The following is an 18,662-nucleotide window of genomic DNA, read 5'->3' as shown; positions in this document are numbered from 1 at the left end:
CTCGCCAAGATTTCGCCAAGCTGGAGTCGCCTCGCCATACATGAGTCGAATTGTCGCAGGTGGAAAGACGATGATGGGAGTCAATCCCGGGTTGAAGATCCCTCAATGTGCATGAAGCGCAGCACTACCCAAAATAGCAGTAATCATACGGGGATGCGGAACTTTAGAACCGCCACGGTGCAAAACTAGTTCGAATTCCAAATCAACTGATGCGATTGAATATACAAAGAAACAACTCGAAACAAACCAACAGCATCAAACCCGTGTAGCAAACGCTTAGTTGCGCACGCTTGATCGGAAATCGGCAATTGTTACGGTCCTACTCAAGTGATTCTCGCCAGTTGGCGAGGAGATCGACACAGTACGGTAGCGTTCGGACGCAATGAGCAACTTGGCGCAACTGTTCTAGGTCGCTTTCTCAATCCGCTCCGCGAGGTGATCCGTAAGACACCCGCCGAGCCTCACGCAGTAAGCGTTCAGTATCGAGTCGAAGTAGCAGGCCTGCGAGACGCAGGCACTGAATGCGTAGGGCTGCCCGCGAATATCGAAACCATAATAACGGTTCGCGGGAAGGAATATCGTCAAACAGCACAGTTGCCGAGCCGGGCATCACAACAACGAACCGGCCGTAACAAGTGCGAAACAGGGGCGAAAGACTGATGTATATTATCGTTGATGATCGCGAGAGCGTCACGAACAGCTATGTCGGAGGGCTCGTTCGCGAAGGTGTATCGTCGATCGGCTTCTCCTCCGGAGAATTCTGGGACTGGCTGCAATCTGCGAGTGAATCGGATCTGGCCGCGGTGGACGCCTTCCTCCTCGGGGATTGCGACACCCGCGGAAGCCTGCCGCGGGCGATGCGCAAGCGCTCCTCGGCGCCCATCATCGCCATGAGCGGCCAGAAGATGCTCAAGAACACGCTGGAGCTGTTCGAATCGGGCGTCGATGACGTCGTCCACGTGCCGATTCATCTCCGCGAGATCCTCGCCCGAACGGCCGCGATTGCGCGCCGCCGGGTCGGGGAACTGCCGAGGCCCTGTGAGACCAGGATCCAGGTCTTCTTCAACGGACGTGACCCCGAGATCGCTGGCCACGCTCTCACCCTGCCCCGCCGCGAACTGCGCATTCTCGAATATATGGTCAGCAACCACGGCAAGTGGGTCACCAAGACGCAGATCTTCAACGCGGTCTACGGCATCTTCGAAGCGACATTCGACGAGAGCGTGATCGAGAGCCACGTCAGCAAGCTGCGCAAGAAACTCCGCGACCGCCTCGGCTTCGATGCGATCGTGGCCCGGCGCTACGTCGGATACCGCCTCGACATCCCGGCCGGCGAAACCATCGACGTGCCAATGCAGGAGCTCGACGAGGTCGGCATCCTGCTGAACAGGGCGCATGCCGCTCCGGCAGCGTATCCGGCCGGAAACTGACCGGCAGGGCGCTGCCACGCAACGGACAACGGCCTCTGCGAACCACCTTCGCAGGGGCCGTTGTAGTTTCAGCGACATCAACGGCGAACAGAGGCGCGGCAGTACCGGCGCCGCGGCTGGCGTCCGATTCTAGAGGCTCGCTTCTGATTCAATCAGAACCGGTAATGCCCTAGGGCTTCTGCTGGAATTCTTCCTTCGACACGTAATTGAAGTCCTCGACAAGGACGTCCTGGACGACTTCGGCCTGCATTCGTTCGTTGACACGCTGCTTGATGGCCGTCGTGAGGATGGAGAGGTCGTAACGGGCGAGTTTTCTGAAATCGAGGCGGTCGTCGGCATAGATCCTGCGGAAGGCTTCATCGACGACGAACGGCTCGGGCGGAACGTTGAGCTGGTGCATGGTCCGCGCCTCCACGGTATAGACGAAGCGCGCGACGATGTAGCCCTGCACATTGCCACTCTCGACCATGGGCACGCTCAGCGCCCGCGTCTTCTGGTACTGCAGCCCCTCGAGATATTCGTCCTTTGCCGGCAGCAGGCTGCCATTTTCCTTCCAATAGGCTACGGCATAGCTCGTTCCCGCGGTGAGGATGCATACCCAGAGCCCGGCTAGCACGAGTCTGATCATTTTCCGTCCTGTGCGGCGCGACCGGTATAGGTGCCGTCCGACTCGGCGTCCTTGATGGCCTTGACGATAATGGCCGCGACCTCGCGCACCGCGTCGTAATGCATTTCGAGGATGGAACGGTTGCGCTCGAGCTTCTCGCGCAGCCGCTGGATCTCCTCGGTGATCTCGACCTCGCCGCCGAGATGCATTCGTGCCCGCATCAGGCGGACGAATTCCAGCATGCTCCGGCTCTTCCGGGCGCTGAACTCATCGAAGTCGATCTTCTTGCCCGTCGCGAGCGCGGCCGTCTCCTCCTCGACGATGCTTGCGAGCCGGCGGATCGCAGCCAACAGGCCGCGCACCTCGTCCGATCTCGCCGCGTCCGCGCCGTCGTTCGCCACCTCGCCGCCGACATTCGGCAGCAGCACGGGCAGCAGGGCATCCCCCGACACGGCCGCCGTCGTCATCGCCTCGGTGTCCACGGCTGGCTGTTCCATCACCAGGGCCGCCGCGCCTTCTTGTGCCTGCATAGGAAATTCACCCTTCAACTTCTGTCATCCATTGCCGGATCGTCATCCGACCTTGCCCGTAGCGTCCGGTCCCGCCGGATGCGCGGCAGCGAGCTGCTTGGCAATGCCAATGCCCTTGCCCTTTGCCAGCTGGGCACCAAGCTGCTCCGCCAGCATCGACTTCCAGACCCCGCCGGCCGTGCCTTTTCCAAAGACCTCCTCCGACTCCTTCGGCAGCATCGTCTCGACGAAGGTCTGGAGGATGAAGGCTTCGAACTTCCGGTACACCTCGCCGGAGGCCGACGCCTTGATCACCTGCACCGGCGCCCCGTTCACCGCACCCGACTGCGGTTCCGAAACCTTCGTCACGGATTGTTCGGCGGCGGCCGCAGCCTTGGCCTTGCCGACCTCCGCGTCCATCGTGGCGGCGAAATCCGCGTCCGATGATTTGAGCGCGTCGAGCTTCGCCGTGGCCGCGCGCTGCGTCACGGGATCGGCGGCGTCGAGTACGTCGAGAACGAGGTCGGGTGTCGCTGTCACGATCATGTCTTGTTCCGGTTAGCTGGCCGTGGCGTCCACTCGCGCACGGTGAGGCTTGTTCCTGTCATCTCCTCGAGCGATCGCTTCTCGGCGTCGCGAAGCTTGTCCGCGAGCGCCGCCTTCGCGACCTGCTCGAACTGCTTCACGCGGCGGCTCTCCGCGCGAACCTGGTCGAGCTGCTGCGAGGCCTGGACCTGAATCGCGCGAGCGCCGGCGCTGGTTCTGGTCAGGCGCCGCGCGATCGACTCGCTCGATGATCCCGCCGGCGGCTTGCCCTCGTTGAGAGTTCCGACCAGCCATTCCTGTTCGTCCTGCAAGCTGCGCTCCTGCTGCTGCAGATGCGCGAGTTGCCACTTTGACAGCCGGAGCTGGAGCTTCACGAGCGAGACCATCCGGCCGAGCTTGTCCGCGCGTGACGTCATGACCGATCACTCCGCCAGCCAGGACGAGACGCCGAGCATGAATTGCGTCAGGAGCTCGTCGCTCGTGAGGTAGAGCAGCAGGAAGCCGCCGAACAGCACGAAGGGCACCGAGATGAAATAGACCGGAATCGCCGGCGTCAGCTTGTTGATCAGGCCGACCGCCAGGTTGACGACGACCGAATAGACGATGAAAGGGCTAGCGATCCGCAGCGTCAGCACGAATGCCTCCGATAGCCTGCCGACGAGCTGGTCGAGCGGCATGCTGCCGCCGAGCCGGTCGCCCGGATGCCAGACATCGTAGGAGTTCATCAGCCCGCGCAGGACCTGCCAGTGCTGGTCGGTTATGAAGAACAGCGTGGTGACGGATGTCATGATCAGCGGCACCAGGGCCGGCGCCGGATCGGTGTCGCCGACCGGCGTCCCCGGAATGTTGCTCAGCCCGATCGCACTCGCCATCACGGTGGCCATGGTCTGGAGTGCGAGAAAGAACACGCGACCGCCGAGCCCAATGACGCTGCCGACCACGAGCTCGGAACAGATCAGCAGCACGAGCGTCAGCGGCGCCGCGTTGTCCGTGAGAGGTTTCAGGACGGCGATCAGGATCGGCGTCAGCGCAAACGTCGTGACGAGCGCGACGAACAATCGGACCTGGGCCGGAACGTTGACGCTGGAATAGCCGGGCACCAGCATCAGGCAGGCACCGATGCGGCAGAACACGATGAACGTCACCAGCACGCTGTCGGTGAGGCCGTTGATCACGATATGGCTCCGAGTGCCCTGATCTCGGTGCTGCGCGCGACTTCGACATGCGACAGGATCGGCAGTGTCGGAAAGACCCGCTCCAGGATCATCCGGACGTAGGGACGCGCTTCCGGGGTCACCGCCAGCACCACGCTGGTGCCGTTCTCGGTGAACTTGCGGATCGCGGCGCTGGCTTCGGTCGCAAACTGCTCGATCAGGCGCGGATCGGCGTCGAATTCGACGACGTCGCCCTTAGCGTCGCGCTTCAGGCTCTGGTGGAACGCCAAGTCCCAACGGTTGCCGAGACGGACGACGTTGAGCACGCCGTTGTCGGAGAGATCGCCGCATATCTGCTGGGCAAGACGCGTACGCACATGCTCGGCCACCTGCTCGGAGCGCCGCACATGGGGCGCGATCTCGGCGATGGCTTCGAGGATCAGATGCAGGTTGCGGATCGACACGCGCTCGGCCAGCAGGATCTTCAGGATCGCCAGCAGCCCCGAATACGATATCTGCGACGGGCAGAGATCCTCGACCAGGCGCTTGTATTCGGGATCGAGCCGGTCGAGCAGGCCGCGCATGTCCTTGTAGGACAGCAGCTGGGCGAGGTTGGCCCTGATCACTTCGCTCAGATGCGTGAGCAGCACCGACAGATTATCGACCGGCTTGCAGCCCTGACGCTTGACCTCGTCGGTGAACGCGTCCGTCACCCACAGCGCCTTCATGCCGAAGGCCGGCTCGATCACCTCTTCGCCAGGAACGTCGGGCTTGCCGTCCTTGTCGACGAGCACCAGCACTTCGCCGAGCCTGAGCTCGCCTTGGGCGACGCGGGTGTCGTGGATCCGGATCTGGTATCCCTTCGGATCGATCGACAGATTGTCGGTGAGCTTGATCTCGGGAACCACGAAGCCGTACTGCTTGGCGAACTTCTTGCGGATCTTGGCCACGCGGTGCGCCAGCTCGTTGCGCGAGCCCAGCAGATGGACCGAGAGGTGGCCGCCGAGCGCCAGCTCGATCTCCGCGGTCTTGAGCGATTCCTTGACGGATTCCTTGGCATCGACCTGGGCGCGTTCGTCGGCCTTGCGCGCATCTTCCTTCTGCTTCAGGGCTGCCTGCCGCCTCGGCAGCGAGTACCCGACGAACGCCATGACGCCGCCGAGCAGCAGGAAGGGCGCCGTCGGCAACCCCGGCATCAAGGCGAGCACGAACATCATCAGCGCGGCGGCCGACACCGCGCGCGGATAGCCGCCGAGCTGTCGCAACACCGCCTGCTCGGCCGAACCTCTGGTGCCGCCCTTCGAGACGAGCAGGCCCGCCGACAGCGACACGATCAGCGCGGGCATCTGCGTTACCAGGCCGTCGCCCACGGAGAGCTTGGTGTAGACGTCGGCGGCGCGTGCCAGCGTCAACCCGTGATGCGTCACGCCGATGATGATACCGCCGAAAATGTTGATCGCGGTGATGATCAGGCCGGCGACGGCGTCGCCGCGGACGAATTTCGAGGCACCGTCCATGGCGCCGAAGAACGCGCTCTCCTCTTCCAGCTCGCGGCGCCGGCGCTGGGCTTCCTTGTCGTCGATCAGGCCGGCGGACAGATCCGCGTCGATCGCCATCTGCTTGCCCGGGATCGCATCCAGGGTAAAGCGGGCGCCGACTTCGGCGATACGCGTTGCGCCCTTGGTGATCACGACGAAATTCACCGTGACCAGAATCGCGAAAATGATCAGGCCGATGACGAAGTCGCCGCCCATGACAAACTTCGAGAAGCCGGCAACGACATGGCCGGCGGCGTTTTCCCCCTCCCCGCCGCGCGACAGGATGAGACGGGTCGTTGCGACGTTGAGCGCAAGCCGCAGGATCGTCGCGATCAGCAGCACGGTCGGGAAGGCCGAAAAATCGAGCGGCCGCTGGATCCACAGCGCGACCATCAGGATCAGTGCCGACAGCGCGATCGAGAATGCGAGGCCGAGATCGATCAGGATCGGCGGTATGGGCAGGAACAGGATCGTGAGCATGGCCACGATGCCGCCTGCGAAAAAGGCGTCGGCGCCCAATCGTCGCGGGGTCGGCAGGCTAGCAGCTAACGTATCCGTCATGGGTCACCGGCAGAGGATCCGGCCCGTAATCTGCCGTGCAAAGCTTACGCGGGGGTGGTGGCAGGGGTGGCCGGGATCAGAAGCCGTGCTCGATGTGCGAATAGACCATCTCGGTGAAGGTGGAGAGATGGGCTCCGATGAAGGAGCCGGAGATGGCGACGACCACGAGAATGACGATGATCTTCGGAACGAAGGTCAGCGTCACCTCCTGGATCTGGGTCAGCGCCTGGATCAGCGCGATGATGGTGCCGACCAGCATCGCGGCACCGACGGCAGGCCCGGAAGCGACGATGATGGTCCAGATCGCCGCCTGGACGATGTCGAGGGCATCCCGTTCGTTCATGACTGGCTGATCGTGAGACCGGGGCCGATCGCGACTTTCGTACCGTTCTCGAGTGTCGCGATGGAGCCGTCGCTGTTGATGGAGACCGAAGCGACCTTGCCGCTGAAGCTCGCTCCGGTCGAGTCCGTGAAGCTGACGGTCTTTCCGATCAGCCCATTGGCCTGCGACAACGACTGCGAAGACAGCAGAGCGTCGAGCTTGTTATTGGTCTGCATCGCCTGCTCGACCGACGAGAGCTGCGCAAACTGGCTCATATATTGCGAGGTATCCATCGGATTGGTCGGATCCTGATTCTTCATCTCCGCGATGAGGAGCTGAAGAAATGTGTTGTAATCGACGCCGGTGCTCGAGGTCGTCGTCGTGCTGGTCGACTTGCTGGTGCTATCGGTCGCGCTGGTGACGTTCATGTCGCTCTCCGCTGTCAGGCAGCCTCGAATGGGGAATCGATCTTGGCGCCGGCCAGGATGGCCTGCTCCACTGGAAACAATGCCCGGATCCGCTTGAGCGCCTCGAAGTAACGGGTCGCTCCGACCAGGTCGTCGACCGCACCAAGTCCGACCAGCATCTCCTGGCTCTCGCACACCGCGAGCAGAGCGGCGTGATGCTGCCCGTAGAGAGCCGAAGCATCCCGGACATCGGTCGGGTTCATCAGCATGAGCTGGACGATGAAGTAGAGCTGCCGCAGCGCCGTGGTGGCGTCGGAGGCCTGCATGATCTGCCCTTCGAGCAGGAACATCACGTCATTGACGAGCTCGACGGAGACCTTGCGGTCCACGCGCAGCACTGCGCCGTTGATGTAGACCCGTTCGCCCGCACGCAAGGATATCTTCATCAAAGTGCGTCTCGGATCAGGCGGTTGATTTCGATGAGCTGGATCACGTCGTTCGACTTTTCTTCGCGAAGGCGGTCGGCTTCCTTGACCACCCACAGCCCGATCGAGATGATGTCGGCGCGCAGCTTTTCCGGAAGCCCATTTTCCGGATGCGCGAGATCCTCGATGAAGATCGTCCACAGCCGCCGCACATAGAGCAGGCTCTCGACCAGATCCTCGAGGCTGAAGCGGTCCTTCTGGATCCGCTCGAGCCGGTCGATGCCGAGGCTGAGCGCCTGCCGCTCGCGGCCCCGCGCCTCATAGCCGCTCTCGTCGACGACCGATTCATAGGCTTCAAACGTCATCAGGACAACTCTGCGCAGGAGACCGAACAACAAGACAAGGTTTACGCGCCTTACGAAGGAGCTGGACTCAGAGATAGTTGATGAGGCTGATCTTCTGGAGCTGCGAGGTGAGCGCAAGTGCCGTCTGGATCTGCGTCTGCAAGGTGTTGACCCTGACCGAGGCTTCCGTCGGGTCAACCTTCTCTATACCGACGATCTGATTGTTCAGAATATCCTGCTGCGTCTTGAGCTTGTCGGTTGCGGAGGTGATCCGCTGCTGGACCGTGCCGATGTCGCCGCCGAGGGTCGCAAGGTCAGTAATGGCGTTGCCGACAAGGCCGATGGCCTTGTCCACGACGACCTGGAACGTCGCTTGATCCAAATTGGCGTTCCCGAGATCTGCCATCATGGTGTAGGCCTCGGCGAGCTTGCGGAAGCCTGTCTGATTGGCGCTGACGGAGGTATCGGCGATCTCGGTCGTGGAGATCCGGCTTTGCATGACCTGGTCGGTCGCCGATGACCAATTGGTGTTCCAGGCCGGGCTCGCGAACTCCGCATCGAAGGTGGTGTCGAGGAAGGTCTGCATCTGGGCCGGGGTGATGGTGTTCACGCTGGGCGATGATTGCGAGAAGCCGAAGGTCGCAAGAAAGTCGGCGTCGACCTGGTTCTTGCTGGCCGAGCCCGCGGTGTAGGCCGTGATCGGCGTGTTCTGCGTGTTGATGCCCGAGAAGAGAGACGAGCCGTTATAGGAGACGTTCAGCGCGCCAATCAGATCCTGGAGGTTGGAGGACGCAGGCGGCAGGATGATCCGCCCGCCGCCGTCGGTGCTGCGCGCCGCGATCAGGTCCTTGAGGAAGTCCGTTGCGGTCGAACCAAGCTGGGTGATGCGGCTCTGCGTGATGTCCAGGCGTCCCGAGACCAGCCCGTTGGTATCGACGAGCTGATCGGCGAAGCTCAGGTCCGCCCGCAGGGTGACGTCGCCTCCCGTCGTGGCACCAAGCTCGAGGCCGACATCGGCGAAGCGGCCGGTGGTGGCTTCCTTCGAGGCCCTGGCCAGCGCGGCCTGATTGTTGGTGATCGAAGACCTCAACGACGAAGACAGCATCAAGGTCGAGATGTAGTTTGCGCTCATCATGACTTAATTTCCCACGGCAGCCAGCAGGCTCTGCAACATCTCATCGACGGTCGAGATGATCTTCGACGAGGCCGAATAGGTCCGTTCGACCTGAAGCATCAACGACATCTCGTCGTCCATGTTGACGCCGCTGACGTTCGACAGCGCCGCCGTGCTGCGGTCGAGCAGCGTTTTTTGATAGGTGACGTTGGAGTCGGCGGTCTTGCGCTGGTTTTCGATCCAGCTCGTCGACGACGACGCGAAGTCGATCAAGCTGCCGTTCGGCTTGCCTTGCGTGGTCGCATCGAACGGTTGCGACGCATCCATGGCGCCGATGAGCTGCTGCAGCCGGGCCGAATAACCGCCGTTGCCGGCCGTATTGTATTGGTATGCGACGTTGCCGCTGATCGCACCGTCGCGCAGCAGATTAGGATTGCCGCCTTGGGCGGGATCGACCGATGCAGCAACGGAAATCGTACCAGCGAGACCCACCAAGACGGTGGCGCTCGCCGGCATCGCCGGCGCGCCGGGATAGGTGAAGAGACCGGGGACGTCGGGCAGTGTCGGAACAGGCGACTGGTCACTTTCCTTGAAGGCATCGACCAGGCCGCGCGCGATTTCGTCGAGCTGGCTCTGGTAAGTAACCGTATCATTGTCGCGCAGCTGGGCCAGGCCAGCAAGCTTGCCGGACTTGAGCGGCATCGCGGAATTGGCGCCGGTCACCGGAACGCCGTCGATATAGACCGCATTGCCGGTGGTGCCGGCCGTATAGGCGTTCGTCGGCGCAAAGCTCACCGTTCGCGCCGTCTTGTCGAACAGCACGACGCCGCTGTCGGTATAGAGCGCCGCATCGCCGTTGGGACGGAGCGACATCGACACCCCGACCTCCTGCGACAGCTGCGAGACGATGCTGTCGCGCTGGTCGAGGTAGTCGGTGATGTCGTCGCCGGAGATCGTCCCCTTCACGATCGCGGTGTTCACGGTCTGGAACTGGGAGAGCAGCCGATTGATGTTTTGAACCGACGTATTCATGTCGGCATCCGCGCCCTCACGGACCGACTGCACGGACTGGGTCGCCTGATTGAGCGCGGTCGCCATGTCCTTGGCGGACGTCACCGCCGCCTGCGCCAGCGTGGTGTTGTCCGGGGCGTTGGCATATTGCTGGAGCGCCTTCTTCAGCGCATTGAGCTGCGCCGTCGGCGACTGGTCGAGTTCCGGATCGTCCACCGTGGCAGAGGCGATCTTCTGGAGACCGTCAAGGATCGCGCTCTGCTTGGCCGACGTCGAGGTTGCGGTCAGCACGTTGGTGTAGAGACCCGAGCTCGCGGCGCGCTGGATCGCCGCCACGTAGACGCCGGTTCCCGGGAGGTTGTCCAGCACGGCAATCTTGCGCGAATAGCCGGCGGAGCTGGCACCGGCGATGTTGCGCGAGATGACCGACGACTGGATGCCCGACGCCATCAACGAAGAGCGGGCGGATTCGAGAGCGGCGGTAAGGTTCATGATCTGCTCTTGCCGGGGACGAGCGCTGAAGAAATCAACGCTTCAGGTTAACGACCACGTCCAGCAGATCGGCGCCGGTCTGGAACGATTTCGAGTTCGCGGTGAAGCCGCGCTGCGCCTCGATCATTGAGGTCAACTCGTCCGCGAGATCGACGTTGGAATCTTCCAGAGCACCCGACTGGATGGTGCCGAGCCCGCTCTTGCCAGACACATCGACCTGCACGTTTCCAGAATCCAGGTTCGGCGAGTAGACATTGCCGACTTCGGGCGTCAGACGGTCGGGGCTCGGAACGGTGGCGAGCGCGATCTGGAAGCTCGGCAGCGTGGTGCCGTTCTTCAGGACGGCGGTGACCACACCCTTGTCGTCGATGTTGACCTTCTCGACAGCGGAGGGCGCGTTGCCGTCGACGTTCGCCTTGAAGTCGAAACTGGAGGCGACCTGGGTCATGGCCGAGAGGTCAATGTTGAAGGCAGCCGAACCACCGGGGATGGCCACCGTAAGCGATGTCGCACTCGGCGGCGGGCCCACCAGGTCCAGCTTGCCTTTTCCGGTCGAGCTCACGTCGAACGTGAACGTCGTGGCAGCGCCGTGCACTGTAAGCACGTTGCCCGCGGGATCGTAGACCTCAACGTCCCACGTATTCGCGCCGGTCTTGGCCGCATAGACGTCGAGCGTCACGGCGTTGCCGATGTTGTCGTAGGTCACCATCGACGTCTTCGACGTGTAGTTACCCGGGCCAGCCGCAGCGGCCGGTGCAGCAACGATTGCCGCACTCGGATCCAGGTTGGCGGCCACGGTGGCCTTGGTCGAGGGTGACGCCTGCAGCGCCATCTGATTGACGTTGATGACCTGGAGGTTGCCGAAACCGTTGGCGGAAGTGTTGGGCACGGCGCCGTTCTGGATGTTGTAGCCCATCAGCTGGAAGCCGGCGGCGTTGACGAGGTTGCCCGTGCTGTCTGGCACGAACGCACCGGCGCGCGTCAGGAAGTTGTTGCCGTTCGGATCCTGCACGACGAAAAAGCCGTTGCCCTGGACCGCGAGATCCGTCGCCGAGGTCGTAAATTGGTAATTGCCGGCATCGCTGATCGCGTAGCGCACCGTGGTCTCGACCGCGCCGGAATCGTAATTGCCCGAGCCGCTCTTCAGGATCAGCGAGGAAAACTCGGTCGAAGCCCGCTTGTAGCCGGTGGTGTTGACGTTCGCGATGTTGTCCGAAACCGTCGACAGCTTGTTGGACTGCGCGCTCATCCCGGAAACGCCGGTGCGCATAACACCATACAGGCTCATGAATTGGGCTCCTTTGGTAGGTTGCAGTTACAATGGAGGCTATTGCTTGCGCGGGGCTGATGATGGGGAACGATGCACAACTTGATGTCGTCTCCTTAGGTCGTCTTGGGTTGACAGAACGAGCGCGCCTTGTCGGTCCACGCGCCGAAGCCGCTGGAGACGAGATGCGCGACGATGTGGCAGACGTAGCGCTTCTGCGCCGGCTGGTTGTTGGGGCCTGCATTGTAGCGGGCGACTGCCATGGTCCAGCTGCCCTCGCGCTGCTTCAGCTCCTTCAGGAAGCGCGCGGCGTAGTCGACATTCCCTGCGGGATCGAACATCGCCCGGACCGAGGCGAACTTATCGCCGTGATAGTAATGGTTTATCTGCATGCAGCCGAGGTCGATCAGCTTGATCCCCTTGGCTCGCATGGCCTCGAAGTTGGCGATCGCGTCGTTCACGTCCTTGGCGAACACGGTCTGTCCTTCGGCGCCGAGCGCGTAAGGATAAAGTGCGCCGCGCCGCCCTGTCTCGGTCAGGCCGACCGCGTAGAGAATGCCGAGCGGAATTCCGTGCTGCCGGGACGCACGCGCCATCTCGCGCTCGCACGGGCGCGCGTTGTCGGTCGCAGCGGTCGCGACGCCGGCGTTACAGATAAACAGGGCCGCGACGAAGCTGCGGCGCCACGTCCTGGTCATGACGCGTCTCCTGGTTGGACCGGCGCTCCTGTCGGGCCTGCTTCGCGCCGCCGTCCGCTTGTCCCGACGAATTGCTCGTACCGTCGAACGTGCCTTGCGACTGCGGCGATGGCTGTTGCTGGCCCGAGAGCTGCGGCTGCGACTGGCCGGAGCCGCTCTGGAATCCATCCAGCGAGCCGTGCTGGACGGGCGCGACGTCGGCGACGTAGCCCGCCGACTGCATCAGATCGCGGATCGAATCGCGCTGCTGATCCAGCATCTGGCTCGTGTCCTTGCGCTCGGCGGCGAGGTAGACGGACACCTCGTTGCCGACGAGACGAAGGCGCACGGTGACATTGCCGAGCGCGGGCGGCTCGAGATTGATGGTCAGGATCTTGAGCGGCTGATCCGGCGCATTGACTTGGGACGCTGCAAGATCCGGGGCCGCGGACGCCGCCGGTGCCGGAGATTCCTTCAGCTCGGCGACGACAGCGTTGGCAACCTGTTGCGGCGCGTTGAATTGCGCCGGCGGCAGATGGGTCTCTTGCTGGACCACCGTGACCTTGGTCGTCTCGGGCAATGGGTCCCGCGCCGAAGCCTTGGCGGCACGCTCGACATTGGCCGCGACGGTCTCAAAGCCGGGTGCCGTTGCTTTCGGCGATGGCTCACTGCCGTCCGTCGATGTCGCCTGGGCGCTGGTCGTCGCGTGCGAATCCGCGGCCTGCGAGTGCGCGGCGGTCGGAGCCACGAGAGGTGAGGTGTCGGCTGTCGTCGCCTTCGCCGTGCCCAGGGCCTGAACGTCGCGCTCCGTCATGGAAGACCGCTCGTCACGCCCGGGCGCATCCTTCTTGTCGCCGGCCGGGGCTTGCATCTGCGGCTGCACGACCGGTGGCCCGGCGACGATCTCCTGTCCGATGATCCCGGCAATGCTCGATCGGCTCAGGACGTCGGCCTGCTCGGTATGATCGAGGGGTCCATGTTTTCCGGACGACTTGTCGGTCTTTTTGTCGGAAGATTTCTCGGCGGGCTTCTCGCTGGATCTGGGCTCTTTGACCGCCGCGGTACGTTCGTGCACCGTCTCGTCGCTCGCGTTATCCTTCCCGCTCTGATGCGCCAGGCGTGTCCGCAGCGTTCCGGCCTTCACGGCCGTGTCGCTGCCCTCATCGTTAAGCGCGCGCTTCGCGAGGTTCGAGACGGTGTGCAGCAGATCGTTGAAGGACGAGTCCGCCTGCGCTTTCGCCCCGGCGCTCTTGCCGGAGCGCGATGTGCCCCGCATGTTGAGGCTTTCGGCGAGACTCGAAAAGACCTGTCCGGAGGTTCCACTGAGCTTCGTCATGGACGGCGATCCCTGGTGAGAAGTTCGAGCTCGCCGAGCTGCCTCTGCGCGCGCGCAAGCGTTGCAGTCGACGACGCGAGATCGAGACGCGCCGGCGTGACCGGAGGCTTGTCGGCTGCGGCGGCGGATCCGCCGGCGAACGGCTTGCGAACGTCGAGTGCGAGCTGCACCGTTGCATTGACAAAGGGAATGTCGCGCTCGGGCAGCTTCGACCGGTCAAGCGCCTTCAACTCGGCGAGACCGCCGTCATATTCGTCGGCGAGCGCCCGCGACACGCCGCGGAACAAATGCGCCCGCTCGCGTTCCGCCGAGGCATCGGCGCTGAGAGTCAGGGCACGCTCGCCGGCAAGCCGGGTCACGGCCAGCCCTCCCCGCACCATCGCGGTCCGCGCAATCACGAGATAGAGCTTGAGGCGGCTCGCGCGGTCGATCTGCTCCAGCAGGGTGGTGATCCGCGCAAACCGACGCTCGTCGAGCGCGAGGCTCGACTGCGTCAGGCCGGTCGCAAAGCGCTGCCAGAAGTCCCCGGCATAGACCGATTTGTGGTAGTGCCTGATATAGGCCAGCGTCAGGAACTCGAACTTGTCGAAATCCTCGGCTTGCCCGACCAACAGGATCTCGCGCCGCAGCGCGGCCTCCTCCACCAATGTGCCCGGCAGGAGCAGGCGCGCGTCGTCCAGACGCTCGATTGCGAGCGATGCCTCGGCGCGTGCGAACAGCGCGCCCTGGACCAGCGCGAGCTGTCCGCCCAGGCCGGACGGAACCGTCCGCGGCTTGACGTCTTTGAGCAGTTCGCGCGCTTCGTCCTGACGACCCTCGACATAGGCAAGCGCGCCATCGAACAGCCGTCCATCGACGTTCAGCTTGTCGCGCGGCAGCTTGCGGATGATTTGCGGCGCGCCGCCGCTGAGCAGGTAGATGACAGCGGCCTGGCCGTTCTGCGGGTTACTCCACACGCCCGGATCGGCGGCGAGAAATTTTTCGCCGATCTGCCGGATCAATGCGCCGTGGTTGCCGTGTGCCGCATTATCGCCATTGGCGATGCCGTCCTGCACGACTTGCAACGCTCGAACGAGCTCATATGGCTCGCCCGATGCCGATGCCGACGGGGCCGGCATCGATGCCGGCTCGGCGAAAGCGCCTGCCGCCGTGAACGGCAGCAGCATCAGCAGCGCGGCGCGGAGAAGAGGCCTGGTCAAGGACGTTTCTCCCGGACCATGATCTCGATCCGACGATTCTGCGCGGCCGCGGGATCGTTTTGAAGTTTCGGCCGCCGGTCGGCGTAACCCTCGACATGCTCGATCCGCTGCGCATCGACGCCGGAGCGGACCAGCATGTAATAGGCCATCTGCGCACGGGCCGTCGACAGCCGCCAATTATCGTAGGTCTCCGAACGGTACGGCCGATTGTCGGTGTGGCCGCGGACGATGATCAGGCCGGGACGCTTTGTCAGCAGCGGGCCGATCTTGTCGATCACACGGATGAGCTCGGGCCGCGGCTCAGCCGAGCCGACCGCGAACATGCCGAAATTCGCATCGTCGGTCAGGCTGATCAGCAGGCCTTCCTCGACCTGACGCACCTCGGCCACCGGTCCCGCGCCGGCCTTGACGTCCGACAGCGCATCCGCGATCGCCGATTGAAGCTGCTTGACCGCTAGTTGCTGGGCCTGAGCCGCGTCGCGCGACTCGGATTCCTTCGTCGTGTCGTTGGAACGCGATTGGGTGGCCGCATTGGCTTGATTACCAGCCTGGGCACCCGGCTGCGCGTTCCCTTCGCGTGAGGCCTGCGATGGCGCGGGCCCCGGCGGCAGCAGAGGCGACAGGCTTGCGGAGGACGCATCGGGGTTCGGAGCCACGCTTCCGCCGGCATCATCCTGCCTGGCTCGGCGCGCCTGCGGCTCGCCCTGGCCTGTGCCGGACGCAGTGTCGCGCGCGGACGCATTCGGCTTGGACTCGGGCTTGGACTGAAGCTTGGGCTCGCCCTCGATGATGCGATCGGCATCCTTGGCTGCCTGCGGCGCAAGCTTCCAATAGCCGGGATCGAACGGATCGCGGTAGGCGTCGCCTCCCTTGAGGCCATCCTCTTCGGCGGAGGTCAGAGCGCCGGCGCGCCGCTGGCCTGAGGCCTGGTTCGCGCTGCTGGCGATCTCGGCAAGCGTCGTATAGGGATCGCGGAACAGGACCTTCTCCTCGTAGAAGGGCGGCTTCTCGGCCGTTGGAGAGTCACCGCGACGTTCCTCGCTCGGTCCTCCCGGCTGGCGCCTGCCGTCCTGGCCGTCGAACGACGACGGCTCCTTCTTGGAGAGATCCTTCAGGCCCTTCGGGGCAGGTGCGTTCTCCGCGAGCTTGATCGGATTGAAATAGCTCGCGACCACCTGCTTTTGATCCTGGTTGAGCGCATTGATCAGCCACATCACCAGGAAGAAGGCCATCATCGCGGTCATGAAGTCCGCATAAGCGATCTTCCAGACGCCGCCGTGCGGCTTCTCGTCGTCGAAGGCGCCCCGCCGGCGGATGATGACGAGTTCTGATTTGACCTCATTCATGACGGACTACCGGCGCGCCTCTTTCAGGCGCTCGCTCCAGGCCGTGATCTGCGTCTCGATCACGGTCTGGTCGGCCACGACGCGAACCTCAAAAGTATCGGCGGCCTCATACTCGAAGCCGGTTCGCCGGGCCGTCCCGAGCTGCGTCTTCACCAGGTCGAGCAGTTCGCTCGGGCCGGTGACCTTGAACACCGGCACCGGCGAATTGCCGGTCAGCGCCGCAATCTGCTCGACCAGCGACCCGATCGCCTTGTCGCGGACCGCATCGGCGAGGAACGGCAGCAATATCCGCGCAACGGAGCTCGCGATGTTGGTCTCGATTTCGCGGCAAGCCGTCTCGAAGCCGCTGACGACCGCCACTGCCTGCTGGTCGGACCACTTGGCCCGCTCTTCGCCGAGCCGGATCGCGCTGCGAACTCTTTCCTCGGCGATCCTGGACTCGCCCTCCGCGACGCCGGCCGCATGGCCGCGCCGAAAGGCATCGTCCAGGAGATTGACCGCCGGTGCCTCCGTCTTCGGCGCCGGAGGCGGCGACTGAAGCTGCGGCTGCGACTGCGGTTGCGAATGGGTCTGAGGCTGCGGCTGCGGCTGAGGCTCGCGCCGGGCTTCCTTCGGCCTCGTCAGCACATCCTGGATTTTGGGCGGCGGCGGAGGCGGAGGCGATTTGACCCGCCCGTTCGCGTCGAACTGCGTCAGGAGCTTTCCGATTGCCGCGTTCATGCCGCCTCCTCGCGTCGCATCCAGTCCTTAAGAATCGCTGCCGCCTGCATCTGATCGAGACGGACGATCTGCTCCAACCGCTTCTGCGGCGTTCGTTGCATCTTGCCTTCGAGGTCTTCGACCAGGTTGAGCTCGGCCTCTTCGCTGTCCGCCAATGCAAGGGCGCCGGCGGCCGACTCGAGCTGGGCAGCTTCCGCCGCCTCGGTCTGCTCCTGCGCCGCGCGATGGGTCAAAATGCCGTTGACCGCAGGACGAAGTCCGAACCACACCAGCATCGAAGCTACGGCCAGGATCGTGACTGCGTTGATGACGCTGCCGAGCTGCTTGTTGATCATCTCGACGAAGCTGATCGGCGGCACCGGCGCCAGTTCGCGCGAGCCTTCGATGAAATCGACGGCTGTCACCTGGATCTGGTCGCCGCGCGCCTTGTCCAGCCCGCCGGCCGTGGCCGCGAGTTGGCTGATCTCGGCGAGCTTGCTGTCGACGATGGCCTGGTTGCTCTTGTCGCCCAGGTCGGCAATGAGCCGCCCGCGGTTCACCAGCACGGCAATGAACAGCTTCTTCACCGAATAGCCGTCGCTCACCGTCGTCGTGGTCTTGGACGAGACCTCGAAATTGGTGACATCCTCGCGGCGGGTCTTGTCCTCGCTGGAATTTTTGGTGCCGCCGGCGTTCACCTGTTGGTCGGGAAGATTCTGCTGCACCGTGGTCGGCTGCGAACGATCTGCGTTCTGCGACTTCTCGTTCTCGCGGACGTTCCGGACCGAGCGTTCGGCGCGGCTCTCAGGATCGTAGACGGTCTCGTTGGTCTGCCGCTTGTCGGTGGAGAGCTGCGATGCAACGCTCACTTCGAAATTGTCGAGGCCCAGATACGGCGTCAGCGCCTTGCGGATGTTCTCCTGCACCATGCCGCCGACCGTCTTCTGCAGGCTCGCCATCTTGGTCGGAGCAGCAGTAGCCTCGTCCTCTTCGGCAAGCAGCATCGAACCGTCGGCGTCCAGCACCGTGACCTTGTCGCGGCTCATGCCCGGAATGGCCGCCGCGACGAGATGACGGATCGACTGCGCCGTGCGCGCCTCGATTGCGCCGTCGGTCCGCAGCACGACCGACGCGGAAGGTGGCTGCTGCGTCGCGCGGAACGACCCCCGCACCGGCATCACGATATGCACCCGCGCCGCCTTCACGCCCTTCATCAATTGCACCGTGCGCGCGATTTCGCCTTCCAGCGCCCGGAGCTTGGTGACCTCCTGCATGAACGAGGTCAAACCGAGCGAGCCGATCTTGTCGAACAGCTCGTAGCCGGAATTGGCGCTGGTCGGCAGTCCCTTCTCGGCGAGCAGCATCCGCGCTTGCATGGTCTGGCTCGGACGCACCGAGACCGCGTCACCGGCGGTGTTGACGTCGAAGGTGATGTTTTGCTCGCGGAGCGCGGCACCCATGCGCGTCACGTCTTCGCGGGAAAGGCCCGTATAGAGCGTTTCGAATTCAGGCCGGCTCAGATAATAGGCGCCGCCCACGACGGTGACGAGAACGGCGAAACCGATCAATCCCAAAGCCATCAGGCGTCGCGGCCCAAGCTCCAGCAGATTATTGAGCAGTTGCTGTACCTGCGCACGACTGAGCAGCATGTGACCTCGTACCAATGCGAACGTAGAGG

20 protein-coding genes are annotated in these 18,662 nt (G+C 63.6%); 1 reads left to right on the top strand and 19 read right to left on the bottom strand.

Going from position 1 to position 18,662, the window contains the following annotated elements; all coding sequences use genetic code 11:
- The first annotated feature begins 659 nt into the window (after positions 1–659).
- Entirely contained in the window at positions 660–1,430 is a 771-nt protein-coding gene (locus AC0L2J_RS17850; RefSeq protein WP_063995073.1) for a response regulator transcription factor, read from the top strand.
- A gap of 169 nt (positions 1,431–1,599) precedes the next feature.
- On the opposite strand, the gene AC0L2J_RS17845 is transcribed toward AC0L2J_RS17850, so the two are convergent.
- The 19 genes from AC0L2J_RS17845 to fliF form a co-directional block, all read right to left on the bottom strand.
- Positions 1,600–2,058, bottom strand: a complete 459-nt coding sequence (locus AC0L2J_RS17845) for a hypothetical protein (protein WP_007613914.1) — start codon at positions 2,056–2,058, stop codon at positions 1,600–1,602.
- Entirely contained in the window at positions 2,055–2,567 is a 513-nt protein-coding gene (locus tag AC0L2J_RS17840) for a flagellar biosynthesis protein FlgN (protein ID WP_473392554.1), read from the bottom strand. The genes AC0L2J_RS17845 and AC0L2J_RS17840 overlap by 4 nt, the downstream gene beginning before the upstream one ends.
- A gap of 42 nt (positions 2,568–2,609) precedes the next feature.
- Complete coding sequence (locus tag AC0L2J_RS17835) at positions 2,610–3,092, bottom strand: rod-binding protein (protein WP_007613918.1); 483 nt, start codon at positions 3,090–3,092, stop codon at positions 2,610–2,612.
- Positions 3,089–3,508, bottom strand: a complete 420-nt coding sequence (locus AC0L2J_RS17830; RefSeq protein ID WP_035974374.1) for a hypothetical protein — start codon at positions 3,506–3,508, stop codon at positions 3,089–3,091. The genes AC0L2J_RS17835 and AC0L2J_RS17830 overlap by 4 nt, the downstream gene beginning before the upstream one ends.
- Positions 3,509–3,514: 6 nt before the next feature.
- A complete protein-coding gene (gene fliR, locus AC0L2J_RS17825; RefSeq protein ID WP_007613920.1) occupies positions 3,515–4,267 on the bottom strand; it encodes a flagellar biosynthesis protein FliR in 753 nt (250 codons plus the stop codon).
- A complete protein-coding gene (gene flhA, locus AC0L2J_RS17820) occupies positions 4,264–6,345 on the bottom strand; it encodes a flagellar biosynthesis protein FlhA (protein ID WP_007613922.1) in 2,082 nt (693 codons plus the stop codon). Before flhA ends, fliR begins: the two co-directional genes overlap by 4 nt.
- 76 nt (positions 6,346–6,421) lie before the next feature.
- Entirely contained in the window at positions 6,422–6,688 is a 267-nt protein-coding gene (fliQ, locus tag AC0L2J_RS17815) for a flagellar biosynthesis protein FliQ (protein WP_007613924.1), read from the bottom strand.
- Positions 6,685–7,095 (bottom strand): flagellar hook assembly protein FlgD, encoded by a 411-nt coding sequence (gene flgD / locus AC0L2J_RS17810; RefSeq protein ID WP_007613933.1) that lies wholly within the window; start codon positions 7,093–7,095, stop codon positions 6,685–6,687. The genes fliQ and flgD overlap by 4 nt, the downstream gene beginning before the upstream one ends.
- Before the next feature lie 14 nt (positions 7,096–7,109).
- Positions 7,110–7,520 carry a flagellar biosynthesis repressor FlbT gene (gene flbT, locus AC0L2J_RS17805; protein ID WP_007613934.1) on the bottom strand — a complete coding sequence of 137 codons (411 nt, stop codon included), beginning with the start codon at positions 7,518–7,520 and terminating at the stop codon, positions 7,110–7,112.
- Positions 7,520–7,864, bottom strand: a complete 345-nt coding sequence (gene flaF / locus AC0L2J_RS17800) for a flagellar biosynthesis regulator FlaF (protein ID WP_007613936.1) — start codon at positions 7,862–7,864, stop codon at positions 7,520–7,522. Before flaF ends, flbT begins: the two co-directional genes overlap by 1 nt.
- 67 nt (positions 7,865–7,931) lie before the next feature.
- Positions 7,932–8,978 carry a flagellar hook-associated family protein gene (locus tag AC0L2J_RS17795; RefSeq protein ID WP_007613937.1) on the bottom strand — a complete coding sequence of 349 codons (1,047 nt, stop codon included), beginning with the start codon at positions 8,976–8,978 and terminating at the stop codon, positions 7,932–7,934.
- Between the two features lie 3 nt (positions 8,979–8,981).
- Positions 8,982–10,460, bottom strand: a complete 1,479-nt coding sequence (gene flgK, locus AC0L2J_RS17790) for a flagellar hook-associated protein FlgK (protein ID WP_473392546.1) — start codon at positions 10,458–10,460, stop codon at positions 8,982–8,984.
- Positions 10,461–10,494: 34 nt separating this feature from the next.
- Positions 10,495–11,748 (bottom strand): flagellar hook protein FlgE, encoded by a 1,254-nt coding sequence (locus AC0L2J_RS17785; protein WP_007613940.1) that lies wholly within the window; start codon positions 11,746–11,748, stop codon positions 10,495–10,497.
- Between the two features lie 95 nt (positions 11,749–11,843).
- Positions 11,844–12,425, bottom strand: coding sequence for a transglycosylase SLT domain-containing protein (locus AC0L2J_RS17780; protein ID WP_473247865.1), 582 nt, complete (start codon positions 12,423–12,425; stop codon positions 11,844–11,846).
- The gene (gene fliK, locus AC0L2J_RS17775; protein ID WP_473392542.1) at positions 12,376–13,740 is read right to left on the bottom strand and encodes a flagellar hook-length control protein FliK; all 1,365 of its coding nucleotides are present in this window, start codon (positions 13,738–13,740) and stop codon (positions 12,376–12,378) included. The genes AC0L2J_RS17780 and fliK overlap by 50 nt, the downstream gene beginning before the upstream one ends.
- Complete coding sequence (locus AC0L2J_RS17770) at positions 13,737–14,939, bottom strand: chemotaxis protein (RefSeq protein WP_473392538.1); 1,203 nt, start codon at positions 14,937–14,939, stop codon at positions 13,737–13,739. The genes fliK and AC0L2J_RS17770 overlap by 4 nt, the downstream gene beginning before the upstream one ends.
- Positions 14,936–16,285: a MotB family protein gene (locus AC0L2J_RS17765; protein ID WP_473392533.1), complete on the bottom strand. Its 1,350-nt coding sequence runs from the start codon at positions 16,283–16,285 to the stop codon at positions 14,936–14,938. The genes AC0L2J_RS17770 and AC0L2J_RS17765 overlap by 4 nt, the downstream gene beginning before the upstream one ends.
- A 6-nt stretch (positions 16,286–16,291) precedes the next feature.
- Positions 16,292–17,005 carry a hypothetical protein gene (locus AC0L2J_RS17760; protein ID WP_063995062.1) on the bottom strand — a complete coding sequence of 238 codons (714 nt, stop codon included), beginning with the start codon at positions 17,003–17,005 and terminating at the stop codon, positions 16,292–16,294.
- Entirely contained in the window at positions 17,002–18,633 is a 1,632-nt protein-coding gene (gene fliF / locus AC0L2J_RS17755) for a flagellar basal-body MS-ring/collar protein FliF (protein WP_063995061.1), read from the bottom strand. Before fliF ends, AC0L2J_RS17760 begins: the two co-directional genes overlap by 4 nt.
- Positions 18,634–18,662: the final 29 nt, after the last annotated feature.

Source organism: Bradyrhizobium sp. MV1.5 (genome assembly GCF_055807615.1).
This window is presented reverse-complemented; position numbering and strand designations above follow the sequence as displayed.